General features: G+C 41.9%; 15 protein-coding genes and 1 other RNA gene. 8 read left to right on the forward strand and 8 right to left on the reverse strand.

All coding sequences use genetic code 11. The annotated features are described in order from the left end of the window. Positions 1 to 55: 55 nt before the first annotated feature. The 6 genes from WCM76_14130 to WCM76_14155 form a co-directional block, all read right to left on the reverse strand. Positions 56 to 529, reverse strand: a complete 474-nt coding sequence (locus WCM76_14130; protein ID MEI6766765.1) for a hypothetical protein — start codon at positions 527 to 529, stop codon at positions 56 to 58. Positions 530 to 538: 9 nt separating this feature from the next. Further along, positions 539 to 1012 (reverse strand): hypothetical protein, encoded by a 474-nt coding sequence (locus tag WCM76_14135; protein MEI6766766.1) that lies wholly within the window; start codon positions 1010 to 1012, stop codon positions 539 to 541. A gap of 21 nt (positions 1013 to 1033) precedes the next feature. After that, positions 1034 to 2182 carry a hypothetical protein gene (locus tag WCM76_14140; protein ID MEI6766767.1) on the reverse strand — a complete coding sequence of 383 codons (1149 nt, stop codon included), beginning with the start codon at positions 2180 to 2182 and terminating at the stop codon, positions 1034 to 1036. A gap of 391 nt (positions 2183 to 2573) precedes the next feature. Beyond that, positions 2574 to 5345, reverse strand: a complete 2772-nt coding sequence (locus WCM76_14145; protein MEI6766768.1) for a TonB-dependent receptor — start codon at positions 5343 to 5345, stop codon at positions 2574 to 2576. 141 nt (positions 5346 to 5486) lie between these two features. After that, positions 5487 to 6413 carry a lamin tail domain-containing protein gene (locus WCM76_14150; GenBank protein MEI6766769.1) on the reverse strand — a complete coding sequence of 309 codons (927 nt, stop codon included), beginning with the start codon at positions 6411 to 6413 and terminating at the stop codon, positions 5487 to 5489. A gap of 104 nt (positions 6414 to 6517) precedes the next feature. Further along, positions 6518 to 7339: a M48 family metalloprotease gene (locus tag WCM76_14155; protein MEI6766770.1), complete on the reverse strand. Its 822-nt coding sequence runs from the start codon at positions 7337 to 7339 to the stop codon at positions 6518 to 6520. A 159-nt stretch (positions 7340 to 7498) separates the two neighbouring features. Between WCM76_14155 and arfB the strand changes: the two genes are divergently transcribed. Further along, on the forward strand, positions 7499 to 7897 hold the full coding sequence (gene arfB / locus WCM76_14160; protein MEI6766771.1) for an alternative ribosome rescue aminoacyl-tRNA hydrolase ArfB: 399 nt from the start codon (positions 7499 to 7501) through the stop codon (positions 7895 to 7897). A gap of 45 nt (positions 7898 to 7942) precedes the next feature. On the opposite strand, the gene WCM76_14165 is transcribed toward arfB, so the two are convergent. Further along, positions 7943 to 8161, reverse strand: a complete 219-nt coding sequence (locus tag WCM76_14165) for a hypothetical protein (protein ID MEI6766772.1) — start codon at positions 8159 to 8161, stop codon at positions 7943 to 7945. Between the two features lie 73 nt (positions 8162 to 8234). Next, positions 8235 to 8756 carry a hypothetical protein gene (locus tag WCM76_14170; GenBank protein ID MEI6766773.1) on the reverse strand — a complete coding sequence of 174 codons (522 nt, stop codon included), beginning with the start codon at positions 8754 to 8756 and terminating at the stop codon, positions 8235 to 8237. Between the two features lie 122 nt (positions 8757 to 8878). Here WCM76_14170 and WCM76_14175 point away from each other — a divergent pair, with 122 nt between their 5' ends. From WCM76_14175 to WCM76_14205, 7 genes are all read left to right on the forward strand, one after another. Beyond that, entirely contained in the window at positions 8879 to 10081 is a 1203-nt protein-coding gene (locus WCM76_14175) for a pyridoxal phosphate-dependent aminotransferase (GenBank protein ID MEI6766774.1), read from the forward strand. An 83-nt stretch (positions 10082 to 10164) separates the two neighbouring features. After that, positions 10165 to 11199, forward strand: a complete 1035-nt coding sequence (locus WCM76_14180) for a bifunctional ADP-heptose synthase (protein MEI6766775.1) — start codon at positions 10165 to 10167, stop codon at positions 11197 to 11199. Positions 11200 to 11227: 28 nt separating this feature from the next. Continuing rightward, positions 11228 to 11941 carry a bifunctional demethylmenaquinone methyltransferase/2-methoxy-6-polyprenyl-1,4-benzoquinol methylase UbiE gene (ubiE, locus tag WCM76_14185; protein MEI6766776.1) on the forward strand — a complete coding sequence of 238 codons (714 nt, stop codon included), beginning with the start codon at positions 11228 to 11230 and terminating at the stop codon, positions 11939 to 11941. 129 nt (positions 11942 to 12070) lie between these two features. Continuing rightward, entirely contained in the window at positions 12071 to 12778 is a 708-nt protein-coding gene (locus WCM76_14190; protein ID MEI6766777.1) for a porin family protein, read from the forward strand. A 47-nt stretch (positions 12779 to 12825) separates the two neighbouring features. Beyond that, positions 12826 to 16071 carry a PDZ domain-containing protein gene (locus WCM76_14195; GenBank protein MEI6766778.1) on the forward strand — a complete coding sequence of 1082 codons (3246 nt, stop codon included), beginning with the start codon at positions 12826 to 12828 and terminating at the stop codon, positions 16069 to 16071. Positions 16072 to 16237: 166 nt separating this feature from the next. Then, positions 16238 to 16611: a transfer-messenger RNA gene (gene ssrA, locus WCM76_14200) on the forward strand. Positions 16612 to 16862: 251 nt separating this feature from the next. Next, positions 16863 to 18104: a site-specific integrase gene (locus WCM76_14205; protein ID MEI6766779.1), complete on the forward strand. Its 1242-nt coding sequence runs from the start codon at positions 16863 to 16865 to the stop codon at positions 18102 to 18104. The last annotated feature ends 19 nt before the right edge of the window (positions 18105 to 18123 follow it).

Consider the following 18123-nt stretch of genomic DNA (forward strand, 5'->3'; position numbering starts at 1 on the left):
CAATTTGTTGCGGTTTGCAAAATAATATTCTGTATTTTTATCGGACAATAGTGAATTATTTTGATGAATCATTTGTTTTTTTAAGTTTAAGCAAGTAATCATGTCCTTCAAAATCTGTTTCAATCCACATTCGTTGATTGGATAACTTTAGAATGTTCCAGGTGGATTCTTTCCCTCTGTCAAATGGCCCACAGCCGGGATAAAGAGAATCACCATCGATGCGATAAAAGGAAATTTTTCGGTTGTTATTTGTTAGTTTAAACTGACCACCTAGTCCGCCAAAAGAGGACCCTACATTAATTATTGATTTCAAAGGCTCTTCCTGAGTATAAAAAATAACTCCAATGTCACAAACAGAATCCTTCCAAATCTGCATGGCATCTTGCCCATCAATTTGAAATGCTTCTGCCTGATAACTCCCAATAACGCGTTTGTATGCTGTTCGAAAACTTATCAACGGTCCGTCTTCATATTTGCATCCAATAAGTGTTGCAAGAAATAGCAATGAGAAAATGATTTTAGTTTTCATAACGGTTAATTATTTTGAATAATCCTTAATTTTTTTAAGTTTAAGCAAGTAATTACGTCCTTCAAAATCTGTTTCTAGCCAAAGCTTTTTATTGGACAGCTTAAGGATTCGCCAATTTGAAACTGCGATATCGCCGAATGGACCAATGCCAGGATACGAATTGGTTTTGCCCATCATTTCAAACTGAATTGAGCTTCGATCATCTGAAATGATGTATTTACCACCATTGCTTCCATAAGTACTCACAATAGAAATCATGCTATGGATTCCTGCATCACTCCAATGCATCATCAGATAATCATTGCAAATTGAGTCCTTCCATTTCTGCAACGCATCCTGCCCGTCAATTTTAAATTCTTCTGCTTGGAATTCGCCCTGAAGACGGCGTTCAACAGTTCGAAAACTTATCAATGGTCCGTCTTCATATTTGCATCCAATAAGTGTTGCAAGAAATAGCAATGAGAAAATGATTTTAGTTTTCATAATATTTTTAGTTCTTGGTTTTTAATTCTTCACTTTTTTCAGTTCGTCTATTTGCTGTTGTAGTGTAAAAATATAAAGTGTCAATTCTTCAATCTTTTTCATTTGGAGGTTTTGCATCTCACCTAAATTCAAACCGCTTTCTGTAATGTCGCATTCGGAAGGTATCTCAGGCAGGTGGCTGTGTTCTGCAACATAATTCTGTAAATCATGAATGGGCATTAGGTTATAATCGTGTTTCAAAACGTAATCGCTCCAGACATCGGTCTGCACGGTAACTTCAAGTGCTGTTACCCTGGCATCAATGCGAACAAAATCGTTATCCCATCTTAACACAGCCTTTTTTTGTGGTGATGTAATACCTAATATTCCTGAGCCGAAGCCAAACAAAACCGGACCATCCACTGAGTGTCCGCCGAATGTGCTGTAATAGCCAAGTCCGTGGTAATAATCGCCCCCGTACCTCAGGTAAATTGTGGAATCGTTTAAACGGATGTTACCTGCCACGGAAAGTTTTTCGTCGGCGTTTATTATTCCAATTCCGGTGTTACCATTGCTGTTGATGGCAAAAGTGTTTGTTATTCCAAGTAACAAATTGTTGTTATTATCTAAAAGTAACCAGTTGCTTTGATTTTTCTTCAGCATAAAAGTGCTACTGTTGCTGCAGATGTCCCAGTTGGTAATTGTATTGCTGTTTTGAGTGCCATAAATATTTGTGAAACGCACAATGGTTTTATCGTGTGAAGAGGATGTAGCGGGGTATGACCACTGGCTGCTGACTTTCAGACAAACGCCTGTTTCTGCCGGAAGGTCGCCTATACCGGTCCACTGGTTTGTGCTGATAATACCGGTGCCAATCGTCCAGGGCGATGTTTGCCATGCCCCCAGACCGGTAGCATCGGAGATTAGAATTTTTCCTGCACCCGGACTTCCTCCTCGAATTTTTATTTGTCCGTTTACATCCAGCTTGGTTGTTGGCGCATTGGTTCCTATACCAACGTTTCCGTTGTCAAATATTGACGAAATGCCTATTTTATAAGGTGTTCCGGTAACCGTACTCCATTTAACCAGGTAATTTAATGTCTGCGTATTGTTGACTGAACTAACGGTCGTTTGTGCGGTGGCATTGCTGAATGCAAGGCACACAATGAGGAAATGTAAAACATGTTTCATGGTTTTTAATTTTTGGGTTAATAATTAAAACCACTTTCCTCATTAATCTCATTTTGTCATAATCCATGTCTGAAAATATAGTTGGAAATTTTCAGGCATCTGGTTGTCTTTTGTTTTTCGGGGATAAAGATACGTACTGAAAATGCGTTTCACAAATGGTGTTCATCGACTAAAACCGGGCATATATAGAACGAAACGTGTTGTTGAATATGTAAATTAACCCTGCCGGTATGGGAACAGAAATATTAACAGTAATAAAAAATAAACTGTTTAGACAAAATACGGTTGATATTTTGTGTTGAAGTGCGAAATTATTAAGTAAAAAGCCCCTTGCTATTGGCTTTCAGCAAGGGGCTTTTTCTGTACTAACTTTTTATCTATTATCGTATGACTAAAAATTGACTTCAAAAGATGCCGTATATCTTCTGCCTATTCCAAAGAAAACGCTTGCACTTTTTGCATCAAAATCATTGAATGCGGGAATGTTATACGTGTCGTTATTGGCGGCATCCGAAATGTATAATTTATCAAGCAGATTAAGCACACTCACGCGCACTGCGTAACGAATCTTGTTCACTTTAAAACTATAGCCTGCATGTGCATCCACCAGGTAATAGGCGGGAATCATCCACGAATCTTTCTGATTGCCGTTTGCGTCGAGGGTTTCAGGCGAACCGTTCAATGATTCCGCTGCAAAAGCCGAGTAATAACGACTGAAATAAGTGAATTGTCCTTTGAGGTAAAATCCTTTAGCGGGTGTAACGCGGATACTGCCTGCATATTGAGTCTGCGCTGCATCGTCAACATGAATGCCCTTAGCGTTGAAGTCCATGGTGCCGCGAAGTTTCTGATAGCTGTCGTAAAGTTCTACGCCTTTTACAACAGATGTCCAGATCCAGTCGCCCAATGATGCGAGTCCCTGCACTTCAAGCCAGTTGAGTGGTTTAACAAGCACATCAAGTTCAACACCCATATGGCGTGCATCAATTCCGGGAATTTCGCCGGTTACATTATCGCCTTCAACTAATGTAGTAATCGGGTTCACGGCTTTGTTTTTCCAGATCGTGTAATAACCGTTCAGATTTGCAGCAAACTTCCGCATATTCACACTGTAGCCAAGCTCGGCAGCTTCAACAACTTCACTTCGTATATTTTTAATTAAATTGATGGAATTCCGCTCATAAATATATCTGAAATCGCGGGCTTTCGTCAGATAGCCAAGGTTTGCAAAAATATTCATGGATTCGGTGAGATTGTAGTTTACACCGCCTTTGATAGTATAGCTTGGAATCCATTTCCAGTCCGATTCCTGATATTTTAACCCGGGAGTTTCCCGTGTAAACGTCTTGCCGTTGTATTGAATGGTGTCGCTATATCCAACCTTTAACAGTGAGTCGCCTTCTTTGATTACTTTTTTAGCGAAATAATCAATTTTCTTAAACCCGCTGTACGAACCGCTTACATTTAAAAATGCGCTCCAGTTACCGGCTTTCATTTCCGCCTGAACAAAGCCACCACCCCAGCGTACAATGCCGTCGTAATAATAATTGGTCTTGTCGCCGACGCGGTGCATCGTTTTTGAATCGCTGTTATTATCACCCTGAGTCAAACCAACGTTTTCAATTACATAATCACCGCCAAGCAAGTCGCGGATTTGTTCAAAATGGCTACCTCTGTAACTGCGAAGGTCAATGCCACCGGCGAAATCAAATGTTTTACTGATTTTCCAGTTGATAGTTGAAAGTAAGCCATACCAAACATGATTGTTTACCGAACTTTTTATGTATTGCGAAGCTATGTGCTCCGTTTTACTGTAAGTCGGATTTATTGAGAACGGACCGAGGTTGCCGTCATAATAACTTTGCCAGTTAACCTGTCCGCGTGCGTCCAGATTATTTTCTGCAACAGTATTCTTGGGTGATGTACCTCCTCCAAAACCAAGAGAGGTGTATGCTATATTCGAGATGTACAATTTTTCGTTCACCTGCCAGAAATCGCGCAGGGTTATCATGGGTTTGTGAAAATAATTCACGTAACCGTTCAGTTTCTCAACATCGGCGCGTGTTTTCGTTTTATCATCATTCAGCGTGTAACGTTCAAGGTATCCCCAGGCCTGGTTATACCGTTCACCCAAACCATAATATTTTTGAGGAAAGCTGTCGACACCCAGTGAGCGTGCATATTCTAGACTGGTGGTGGCGATCGGTTTTTTATAAGGTCTTTGACCATGTTGCTGTGGAGCGCCCAGTCCACTGATGCTGATAATATGTTTACCTATGATTTTATCTACCTTAAGATAATAGAACCATCCTTTCGACCAGGCTTCGTCAACATTGCCGTCAGTGTATTTATAAGAACCGGCAAAAGTAACGCCCCAGCCGTGTTTCAGTTTGCCTGAATTATACGCCAGCGTTGAACGAAGATAACCGTCGCTGCCCACTTCTTGTTTGGCGCTCAGTAATCGCTGGCTGTTAATGCCGCTGGTTACAATATTCATTGTTCCGCCAACTGAAGGGATAGCGAGTTTGGAAGCGCCTAAACCGCGCTGCACTTGTACATTTCGTGTAACAGCATCCAGCCCGAACCAGTTCGACCAGTACACCCATGAATTTTCCATATCGTTTACCGGAATACCGTCTATCATCACGGCAACGTTGCGCTGGCTGAATCCGCGGATATTGATACGCGAGTCGCCGTCGCCACCGCCCTGCTGCGTGGCATACACGCCGGGAGTGCTGTTAAGCACCATGGGTAAATCCTGCGAACCGAGCTCTTCCTGGAGTTTTGCCGGAAGAACGGTAGTAAATGCTACCGGTGTTTCACGCGTTTTAGCAATATCTGCCACAACTTCTACTTCGGAAAGGGTTACTGTGCTGAGCGCGAAATCAACGGTTGTATTGTTTTCATTCGCACTGACTTTTTTGGTTTGAGTCATATAACCGACATACGAAACGCTGATAGTATAATCGCCTTTATCCACCGTAAAAGTGAAGGTTCCGCTGATGTCGGTTACCGTTCCTTTACCTTCGGCATATACTACATTTACTCCGGGAATGGTTTCACCGGTGGTAGCGTCACGCACAGTGCCTGAAATTTTTGTTTTCTGGGCAAGCGTAATAAAAGGAACAGCCAGCAGGGCTATAATAAGGATAAATTTTTTCATGATGTGCTTGTTAATTATTCTTTCAAACATCGTATTAAAGATATTCCAGACCTGTCGCCAGATCTGGAATACCGTGGAAATTATTATGTAATCGCAAATGTTGAATCTTGTAAATTCATCATTTTTGATGGTCGTTTGTATTTATTCAACAACAATTTTCCGTGTAACAAGACTATTGTCACTGAAGGTGGTTTTAACCACATAAACGCCAGGAGTGAGGGCATCCAGCCTGAGAATCATATCTGCTCTGGTGCCGGTGTTTTTGCGTGAAAGCACCCTGTCGCCGATAACGTTATAGATTTCTACAGAACCAATCACTGCATTGCCTTTTATGGTCAGTTCTTTATTTATAACCGGATTCGGGAAGAAATAAACCTGATGATTATTGTCGTATTGTTTCACGGCGTTCGGATTGCAGTTGCAGGTATGTGAGCCCAAATGTGACCAGGTGTTTTCGGGCAGTGAATCCCATTCTAAATTTACAATAAATGGAGTCGGATTCGTTGTGATGCCGGCTAGTACAGTTGGTTTACGGATAAGCGTATGATTAACTGACCATGCAAGATAATCGTAGGTAGTAGTATAGTCGCCGTTAGGACCGGGTTGATCGTACCAGCCCGAACCGGGATCGGGAGCTCCGACATGACCGAAAACGTCAACAATAACACCACCGGTCATTTCAAGGGTAATTGCATCATTCCCATTGTAGTACAAAGGGTCGGTGCCATGAACACCGCTACCATGCTGGTTTCCCATGTTGTAAAGTACGGAATCAATAAAACCGTAGGAGTTTGAATCAAGCTGTCCGTTGGTCACCACCCAGGTGCCGTAAGCCGGTACAATGCCTGAAAGTGCGAGAGATTCTGCAACTGTAGAACCACCGTTTGAGTAGCGATTCAGGAAATAGCCCGATAGATTTTTTGGGGCAGCCGTGGGATTGTATATTTCCATGGCTTTGTTTTGTGATGTGCCTTCTACGTATTCCGAGAAGAAAAATTCTGTACAGCTCTGTGCGTTAGCAAACATTGCCATCAGAAGCGCCGATACAATAAGTAGTGTTCTTTTCATGTTAATGGAGTTTATTAATTAATAAATTTAATCTTATTGTGAGGAAGCAAAAGTAATGATTTCTTACGACTTTCAACTGTCAGCTGTTGACTTTCGACTTACGACTATGGCAAACTTGCCTTGAACTGCGCGTATTCGGTTTCAAGAAGTTGACCTGATGCGCCCCCCAAACCCTGCCATACTTCATTAATGTGAGTTATACGATTGTCGGGCGAAGGATGGGTGCTCAAAAATACCGGTACCGTTGATTCATTTCCCAGTTTTGTAAAGAAATCGGCAAGACTCGGAGCATTGTATTCTGTTACATACAGGTATTTCACGGCATATTCATCTGCTTCGTTTTCATCGGCACGGCTGAATGCCAGAGAAGATAATCCTTCTGCAAGTCCGGCAGCTATTTGCGCAGCCTGACTTGGGTTATCGCCCAGTATAATGGCAAGTAACAGCTCAATTCCATATGTTTTTGTCAGCTGGTCGGTCGAATGGCGGCGAGCCGCATGAGCCATTTCGTGCGCCATAACACCGGCAAACTGAGCTTCATTATCCAGAAATTTTATTAATCCTGTATAGAAATACATATACCCACCGGGAACTGCAAATGCATTCAATACATCGTCTCGATGAATTATTTTAACCCTCCATTCAAACTGATCTTTATAACTCACCAGACCTGAGTTCAGAATTTTATCGCGTATGCCGCGTATATGTGTATAGGCCTCAGGATACGATGCCTCATCCAGCTGCGGATACTGTGCAGGATCTGCGTCTATTTGTGCAACTACTTGCTTCCCAAGACTGATATCATCCGCAAGAGAAAAAATATTCAGACTGTTGTCTTTACCTACTTTGCCTTCTTTTTTGCAGCTCATTGCAAAAAATGAACTGAACATTACTAAAAAAAGGAAGGATTTATACATTGTTTTCATACCCGGATATTTGTACACAAAAATATATATTCTTAGCCCGATATCCAATACTATGCAAACCTTTTTATTAATGGTTCGGTTTCCCTTTATACTTGGGTGATGAACAGGTAACTGTAGGCTTGGCAGAATATCGTATTTTTGCAAAAAAAAATTGTAACCATGGACTTACAGCCACTTTTATTAAATATTACGTATAGAACTTCACGGAGCTCGGGCAGTGGCGGGCAAAATGTTAACAAGGTTTCTACTCGGGTAGAATTATTATTTGACCTTGGTGCTTGTGCCATTCTCAGCGATTCCGATAAACAAAAAATTTCTTTGAAACTGAAAAACAGGATAAATTCAGACGGAATTCTTCGAATTGTGTCTCAAAAGGAGCGAACGCAGCTTGGAAATAAAAAGGTAGTTACCGCAAAGTTTTTCAATATTATTGAAAATTGCCTGAAACCGGTCAAAAGACGTCGGGCTACTCAGGTTCCCGAAGCTGAGAAAGAAACAAGGATACGCGAAAAAAAGATAAAGAGTGTGATAAAAGAAAACAGAAGAAAAATAGAATAAAAAAAACCGGCATTTCCGCCGGTCTTTTTTATAATAAGTCAAATCTTAGTTGCATGTTGCGGTATAGTAACCGTCATTCCAAATAGCTTTGTAAGTGCTTTCATCGGTATCAACAACTTTTTTCATGCCGCAGTAGTCGGTTTGGTCAACTTTATTACCGGTAGAGCGTTCGGTTGCTGTACATGTTACACATTTCCTGCAAGAAGAGAAGGCAAGGATGGCGATGACTGCAACGCCTGCGAAAACGAGTATTCTTTTCATCATAATGTAAAATATTTAGGTAAGAAATTAATATTTGTGAATGCAAAGATACAAATTAAACTTTCAGATTTCAACCTCAGAAATTTTGACGAACTTCATTTTTAATATACTCAATTGCCGTGGCATTGGCGCTTTTTTCAAGATTCATAGACATTTCAAGAATGAGTGTACTAAGTTCGGTTGCGCCGGCACCGTCATTCAGGCGTGATGCTGCCAGATTCACAAGTTTTATGGATTCTTCCTTGGCGTTGCGCGTTAGTTCCCAGGCAGTACTCGAAATATAGATTTGCTGAGAGAGATTGTGCTCAAATTCCTCGCGGATAGTCTGAATAAGTGATGTCTGTAACAAAAATGCAGACATTCCCGGGGAAGCAACACGCATCAGGATACTGCCGGGCGAAATACGCTCGAGCAGCAGCACAATACGCTCGTATGCCTGCAATCGCACCGGACTGATCATGGCCTGCCGTTCCATTTTCATTTCGAGTAAACGACGTTTGTTCTCATTTTCGAGAAATGCCTTTAACAGCAACCATGCTGTTATAAAAACGATACCTGCAGGCAGTATATATTTTAATAGTTCCAGAACGACTTCCATTGCTGTAATTTATTGGTTGTTATTGATGGCAAATATCGAAAAAAAGCTGACAGGGCTGTGAAAAAAATGCTAATTTTGACCGTTTAATTTTTGTATGTCTTATTAATCAAACCTTTGATATCATGAAAATATTATCAGACAGGATAAATAATCTGAGCGAATCTGAAACTCTTGCCATGACCCAACGCAGCCGGGAACTGAAAGCGAAAGGGTTTGATGTAATAAATCTCAGCATCGGAGAACCCGATTTCAATACTCCTGAAAGAATTAAACAGGCAGGCAAAGAGGGTATTGACAAGAATTTTACACACTATACTCCCGTATCAGGTTATCTTGATTTACGTGAGGCAATTTGCACCAAGCTTAAAAGGGATAATAATCTGAATTTTACACCCGACCAGATTGTGGTGTCTAACGGTGCCAAGCAATCCATTGCCAATGTGATGCTTTCTTTGGTAAATCCGGGCGACGAAGTTATTGTACCTGCACCATATTGGGTATCATACAAGGAATTGGTGAAGCTTGCCGAAGGCGTTTCCGTAGTGATTCCGGGAACTATTGAAAATAATTTTAAAATTACACCGGCTCAGTTAGAGCAGGCAATCACTCCGAAAACTAAAGTTTTTATTTTTAGCAGTCCTTGCAATCCTACGGGCTCCGTGTATTCAAAAGATGAACTGCATGCCCTTGCCGAAGTTTTTGCACGCAACAAACATGTGTTTATTATAGCCGATGAAATTTATGAATACATAAATTTTACAGGCAAAACAGAAAGTATTGCACGCTTTACCGCGATAAAAGATCAGGTTATTATTGTAAACGGCGTTTCAAAAGGATATGCCATGACGGGCTGGCGCATTGGTTATATTGCCGCACCTAAAATCATTGCCAAGGCCTGTGATAAAATGCAGGGTCAAATTACTTCTGCTCCAAGCAGCATTGCTCAAAGAGCCGCACTTGAAGCACTTCTCACAGCGCCTGATGCATTAAAAGAGTTGGGCGTCATGCTGCAGGCTTTTCACGAAAGACGCGACCTGCTGATTGAGCTTCTTAAAGAAATTCCTAACATTAAAACAAATATTCCTGAAGGCGCATTCTATGTGTTTCCTGATGTAAGTTGGTACTATGGAAAATCAGATGGAACAACATTGGTAAAAGATGGTTCAGATCTTTCATTTTACTTGTTAGACAAAGTACACGTAGCTCTGGTACCCGGCTCGGCTTTTGGCGATCCGAACTGCATTCGGATATCATATGCCACGTCAGACAGTCAGTTGATTGAAGCAGCGCGCAGGATAAAGGAAGCGTTGGCCTGCCTTAAATAAAAATGTATTCAAAGGGCACTAATGTTCATTTTACAAGATGTATAAAATTGTTGATGACGCCTAATGCCTGATAAACGTATTGTATGCTAACAAAAGATAATCTTCCGGGCTTGTTTGATTCATTCAGCAAACTTAAGGTATTGGTAATTGGCGACGTAATGATTGATTCTTACCTGTGGGGTAAAGTTGATCGTATTTCACCCGAAGCACCCGTGCCGGTAGTTACTGTCAACAACCGCGAAAACAGGCTTGGCGGCGCTGCCAATGTTGCTTTGAATATTCAGTCACTGGGCGCATTCCCTATCATGTGCTCTGTCATAGGTGATGACCAGAAAGGAGAGCAGTTTATTTGCCTGATGAAGGAACGGGGCTTATCAACTGCCGGAATAGTCCGCTGCAGCAGTCGTATCACAACCACTAAATTTCGCATTATTGGCAACAACACGCAAATGCTGCGCGTTGATGAAGAAGTAACCTCCGATCTCACTGAGGACGAAACGAAAGGGATTACGCAGACCATCTTTTCGCTGCTTGATTCCGAAAAGCCGCATGTTATTTTATTTGAAGATTACGACAAAGGTGTAATCAGCGCATCGCTCATTCATGCGGTTGTAAGCAAAGCACGACGGATGAATATCCCCGTAGTAGTGGATCCAAAGAAACGAAACTTCAATCATTATATTGATATTACGCTGTTCAAACCCAACCTTAAGGAAATGAAAGAAGGTCTTAAGCTTGATGCGATGAACACTGATATGAATACGCTGTCACGCGTTTCTGCCAGCCTGCAGGCAAAGCAAAACATCGATATTTTGCTGATAACACTTGCCGAAAAAGGTGTTTTGGTGAGCTACCGCGATTTTAAACGTAAATATATACCGGAGCTTATTCCTGCCGAAATTCGCAATATCGCCGATGTTTCAGGTGCAGGCGATACGGTCATTTCAACTGCGGCAATTTGCCTTGCGCTGGGAATGGAGCCACTTGATATTGCTTTCTTATCAAACCTTGCCGGAGGTCTGGTATGTGAAGAAGTAGGAGTAGTGCCCGTTAATAAAGAAAAACTGTTTGCCGAAACCATGGCGCGACTTCCGGATGTTCATAACTCAATAGCCTAATGCCCACCGCTTATTAAGACCTTATAGAATGGCCATAGTCGATTCCGCAGGAAAGAAAGAGCAAGTGCGTCGTATGTTTAATGACATTGCGCCCAAATATGATTTTCTGAATCATTTCCTTTCCTTAGGGATTGACCGCTGCTGGCGCAAAAGATTGGTACGTACGTTGAAAAAACTGCATCCTGCAACCATCCTTGATGTAGCTACCGGCACCGGCGACCTCGCCATTGCAGCTCTTAAAACCGGTGCCCATAAAATTACAGGCGTTGATATTTCAGCTCAGATGCTTGAAGTGGGACGAAAAAAACTCATCCGTAAAAAACTGGACGACAGAATTGAACTTATTGAGGGCGACAGCGAAGCGCTTCCGTTTGCTGACGCCGACTTTGATGCCGTGATGGTTGCATTTGGTGTCCGTAATTTTGGTGATCTGGAGCAAGGACTGCGCGAAATGGCGCGCGTAACAAAGCCGAATGGCGCTGTTTTTATTCTCGAATTTTCAAAACCACGCTTATTCCCGTTTAAACAACTCTATAATTTTTATTTCCGATACATCCTTCCTTTTTTTGGTCGACTCGTTTCCGGACACCGCCAGGCATATACCTATTTGCCTGATTCTGTGTTGGTTTTCCCCGACGGGATAAATTTTCTCGATAAAATGAAACGTTGCGGCTATAATAACGTAAAACAACATCGCCTGACTTTCGGTATTGCAACCATTTATTCGGGAAGCAAAACGTAACGTTCAGCAGCGAAATGCGTTTGTTTGCCTTGTTTTAATGGTCATTTAGTGCAAATGAAATAATTATCACAAGATTGCGTTATTGCATCGTTACCTAATTTATAACTATTGAAGTGCTCATTTAAAATAATGTTTCTGGCCTTGATTCTTGCGGCGCTGCTGCCGTTTGAATTGTACGCGCAACGACATCCTCAGATTGAGAACCTGCCTAAGTTCGACAGACGTGTGTACCACTTCGGATTTATTCTTGGCGTGAACCAGATGAACTTTGCAGTGAAACCGGTGTCAGATTTACACCAGTTTGATTCATTGATAGGAATAACCACAAAACCCGATTTCGGTTTCGACATCGGTATTGTTTCTTCCCTGCGTATTGCCGACCATTTCAACATTCGTTTCATTCCAACTCTTTCGTTTGGCGATCGCAGTCTCGAATATTCGGTAAAACTGAAGGATTCTATTGTTACCACTCAGGTAAAAAGGGTGGAGTCAACATTTATGGAATTTCCGCTGATGCTGAAATATAAATCGAGACGACTTACCAACTTTCAGGTTTATGTGGTGGGTGGCGCAAAATATGTAATCGATATGGCTTCACAGGCCGATAAGAAAAATAAAAATCTGAATGAAGCGCCCGTTAAACTTCGTAAAAGTGATTACCTCGGCGAAATTGGTACGGGATGCGACTTCTATCTTACGTATTTCAAATTTGGGATAGAACTTAAAATGTCATACGGTCTGCGCGATCTGTTAAAACGCGAAGACAGTATTTACACAAATAGTGTGAAAAGACTCAATTCAAAAATATTCCAGCTATCATTTACCTTCGAAGGCTAGCAAAATTTGTTATTTTTGCTCTTTAGCAATAACAAATCTTCGAAGAAATGAAAAAAATCTCTCTTCTTACAGCATTCCTGACCATAGCTTTTCTTAACATAGCACAGGCCCAAAATGAAGCCCGATTGCTGCGTTTCCCCGCTATCAGCGGGAATCAGGTTGTGTTTACCTATGCCGGCGACCTCTACACCGTTGATAAAAAAGGCGGTATGGCGCGCAAACTCACTTCCGATATCGGCTATGAAATGTTTGCACGTTTCTCGCCCGACGGTAAAAACATTGCCTTTACAGGGCAGTACGACGGAAATACGGAAGTGTATACCATGCCTGCCACAGGTGGCGTTCCAAAACGTCTTACTTACACAGCTACACTGGGCCGCGACGATATCAGCGACCGTATGGGACCCAATAATATTGTTATGACCTGGCGCGATAACAATACTGTTGTTTTTCGTTCGCGAATGAAAACATTCAATGATTTTAAAGGTCAGCTTTTCGCGATAAGCGACCAGGGCGGAATGCCCGAAGAACTGCCGCTGCCCTGCGGTGGATTTTGCTCCTATTCTCCCGATAAAACAAAACTCGCTTACAATCATATTTTCCGCGAATTCAGAACATGGAAATATTATAAAGGCGGCATGGCCGACGATATCCGCATCTATGATTTTGCTACTAAACAAACAGTAAATATCACCAATAACGCATCGCAGGATATTATGCCGATGTGGTTCGGAAATATCATTTATTTCCTTTCGGACCGCGACCGAACCATGAACATGTTCTCATACAACACCGATACGAAAGAAATAAAGAAGGTGACCGATTTTACACAATATGATATTAAGTTTCCTTCGGCGGGCGATAGTTGTATAGTGTTTGAAAATGGTGGATTTATTTATGCCTTTGATATAAAAACGCAGGAATCAAAAAAGATAACTATTCAGATTGCTGATGATATGAATGCCGGCCGCACTGAGCTGAAAGACGCGTCAAAATATATTAATACGTTCTCGGTTTCGCCCGACGGAAAAAGAATTGGTTTCGGAGCCCGCGGCGATATCTGGACAGTCCCTGCCAAAACCGGGATTACCCGGAATCTTACACAGACATCCGGCGTACACGACCGCAATGTGGCTTGGTCGCCCGATGGAAAATGGATAGCCTATATTTCTGATAAAACAGGTGAAGACGAAATTTATGTCATCGCGCAGGATGGCTCTGCAGATGCCACACAGCTCACTTCAAAAAGCGATACGTATAAATATCAGCCGGTATGGTCGCCCGACAGTAAGAAACTGTTGTGGGCAGATAAAATGCTTCGTCTGCAGTACATCGATGTTGACACAAAAAAGGTAGTTCAGGTTGATGTTTCTAAAGACTGGGAATTTACCGACTTTAGCTGGGCGCCCGACAGCAAATGGATTGCGTATGCAAGGCCCGACAAAACTTCAGAAACCAAGATTTATCTTTATGAAATGGCAAGCGAAAAGAAATTTGCGGTTACCGACGGATGGTACGGCTGCGGCGAACCCGTGTTCAGTCCCGATGGCAAATACCTGTTCTTTTCTTCTAACCGCGACTTTAATCCAACCTACTCATGGACGGAATGGAATCACTCTTATTCCAATATGGCAAAAGTGTATTTTGTTACTCTGGCAAAAGCTACACCCAGTCCTTTTAAATCGGTTGATGATGAGGTGAACACTGATGATAAAGACAGCAAAGACACTAAAGATACAAAAGACAAAGATGCGGCTGCGGTTACAGTAACCGTTGATCAGGATGGCATTATTGACCGCATCATCGGTTTGCCCATAACTGCAGGTTCATACTGGAATATTCAAACTGCCGATAACTGCGTGTATTACTGCCGCACTACTGCGAATGATCCCAAAACATCACTGATGGTGTTTGATCTGAAAGAAAAGAAAGAGACTAATCTGGGCGAATACGGCAGCTATGAAATCTCGGCAAACAAGAAAAAAATGCTTGTCCATATTGGAGAAAAATACGCAGTAACTGACCTTCCAAAATCAAAAGTAGATGCAAAAGACTTCGCCGACCTGGGCAACATGCAGGTAATGGTGAATCTTAAAGAGGAGTGGAAGCAAATTTATACCGAGGCATGGCGTCAGATGCGCGATTTCTTTTATGATCCCAATATGCACGGCGCCGACTGGAAAGCTGTCTTTAAAAAATACGAGCCGCTGGTTGCTTATGTAAATAACCGTGCCGACCTTAATTATATCATTGGTGAGATGATTGGTGAAATAAGTTGCGGACACACATACACAGGCGGTGGCGACCGACCGCTGCCCGGCCGTGTTGAACTGGGTTTACTGGGTGCTGAAATCAGTAAAGATAAATCGGGATATTTTAGAATTGACAAGATTCTGAAAGGCGAGAACTGGACCAAAGAAAGCCGTTCGCCGCTTACCGAAATTGGTGTCGATGCTAAAGAAGGCGATTTTATTATTGCCGTGAATGGAAAGCCAACCAACGGCATGAATAACATCTACGAATCGTTGGTGAATATGGCGGGTGTGCAGGTAGAGTTGACACTCAACAGCACTGCCTCTGCCGATGGCGGACATAAAGTAATTGTGGTGCCGGTCGATGATGAAAGCGGACTGTATTATTACAACTGGGTTCAGGGAAATATTAAAAAAGTGAACGATGCAACCGACGGAAAAGTTGGTTACATCCACATTCCGGATATGGGTGTTGAAGGTCTGAATGAATTTGTAAAACACTTCTATCCTCAACTGACGAAGAGTGCCTTGATTATTGACGACCGGGGCAATGGCGGTGGCAATGTATCTCCGATGATTATTGAACGCCTGAATCGTGAAATGACCATGATGACTATGGCACGTAACACGCGTTCATCGCCCGGTCGCCTTGAAATGGTGGTTGGACCTAAAATTTGTCTCATCGACCAGTATTCTGCCAGTGATGGCGACTTGTTCCCATATCAGTTTAAATATCTGAACATGGGTAAAGTGGTTGGTATGCGCTCCTGGGGGGGTGTAGTTGGGATAAGAGGCTCACTCCCGTTTATTGATGGCGGTTTCCTGAACAGACCTGAATTTGCACCCTTTGATACCGAAGGCAAGAACTGGATCATTGAAGGGCATGGCGTTGACCCTGATGTTGTCATCGACAATGACCCATCGAAGGAATATGCCGGCGAGGATGAACAGTTAAATAAGGCGATAGAACTGATAAAGGAAGACATGAAGAAATTCAAGCCACTTCCTGAAATGCCGCCATTTCCGGACAAAACGAAATAAATGTTAGATTATAAATGTTGAATTTTAAATTGAATTAAAAATTCGGGTAAACTTGTCCGGTTATAATTTAAAATCTAAAATTTATAATTTAAAATTTCGTGCTCTGATGATGAAATGCCGCATATTCCCTGATATTGCTGAGAAATTTGTATCTTTGCATCCGCAAGGGGCTGACTGGTTTTGACAGCAGGGTTAGTGGACTTGTAAGCATGCCGGGTGTTTGTGAGAGTGGCCCGTAAAAACCAATTCATACGCCAATATAAATGGCAACGATTACAATTACGCCTTAGCTGCTTAGTTTAGAATTAAGCGGTTGGCTGTTCCCCGGGAAACTCTGCCCAGCGGTGTCCCGACCGGAACATCATAAATGCCGGGATAGTTTGTACAGCGTCCTGATGTGCGAATGAAAATTAAGGGACTAAGGAAAGGGTTGGACGGTTGCCCACCGGCTCTTTCCCGACAATCAAGCGGCAACTAAGCATGTAGAAAGCACTTCTGCTTCTTGTTTGGACGAGGGTTCGAATCCCTCCAGCTCCACGGATTAACAGTCAAAATGTTGCAAAAAGGCTCAAAATGAATGATTTGAGCCTTTTTTCTTTTCACAATATTTCATATTTATTCACGTTTTTTCACTATATTAGGTACCCTATTCGGTTACCTCTACGAAAAATGGCAATAGGTAACCGAATGTGATTTAAAAAACTGAAAATCAATATTATAAAAATATTATTATTTTAAGTTTGAAATTGAATTATTATTACTTTTGTGGCAAATCGGTTACCTGTATTGCTATGAATGAAAAAAACTCCTTTTCGGTATCCTTCTATCAGCGGACGGACAAAGTAGATAAAAACAACACAGCCCCTGTATTCATGAGGGTTACAGTGGATGGTGAGCGAGCTGAGATTGCTACCAACAGACGATTTGACATCTTGAGATGGAGTCTTGGACATCCGGCAGGAACAAAAACGGATGCTAAAGAACTACAGAAGGATCTTGATAGCATGAAAACCAAAGTTAACAAGATTTGCCGGGATATGGTTGACCGGAATGAGACACTGAGTGCGGTTAAAATCAAAGACCGTTTCCTTGGCCGAGATAGCAATGCAAAAACAGTATTTCAAACATTCATATTCCACAACAATAAACTAAAGGAACTTGTCGGGACTGAATATAGCCCTGCTACTGCAAAGAGGTATGATACGACCTTGTCGCATGTGAAAGAATTTATGCAGGGACAGTATCATCGTCAGGATATGTTTCTTGCAGAATTAAAGTACGATTTCATTTCAGGGTTTGAGCACTTCTTGAAGACCAGCCACCATTGTAATCATAACACGGCTATGAAGTACATCAAGAACTTTAGAAAGGTAATCAATATGGCAATAAAATATGAGTGGCTTGATAAAGACCCGTTTGCCAAATTTGAGTGTAAAATAAAACCCGTGGAGCGTTTTTTTCTGAGCATGGAAGAACTCACCCTCATGGAGAATAAAGTGCTTTCTGTGCCTCGAATGGATATGGTGCGGGATGTTTTTGTCTTTTGTTGCTACACGGGGCTGGCTTATATAGATGTCCAAAAACTAACGGCGGCACATATCGTAACAGGGATAGATGAGCACAAGTGGATAAATTTAAACCGTACGAAGACAGAAACCAAGTCGATGGTACCATTAATGCCAAAGGCTCTTGAAATTCTTGAGAAATACAGTGACGTACCCAAAAGTATTCCCGGAGCCCTGCTTCCCGTTGCATCTAACCAAAAAATGAATGCCTATTTGAAGGAACTGGCTGATTTGTGTGAGATAAACAAAAATCTAACCTTCCACATTGCCCGTCATACCTTTGCCACAACAGTGGCATTAACCAATGGCGTTTCTATTGAATCCGTAAGTTCCATGCTTGGGCACAAGAACATGCGTACAACACAAATCTATTCCAAAGTAGTTGAGAAAAAATTGAGTAACGACATGAACGCATTACGAAACATTCTTGTAGATGCCGAAAACAAGAGGATAAAATCTAAGAAATAAGTGTAATCGGTGCTGAATG

Source organism: Bacteroidota bacterium (genome assembly GCA_037133915.1).
Taxonomy (GTDB): Bacteria; Bacteroidota; Bacteroidia; order Bacteroidales; family CAIWKO01; genus JBAXND01.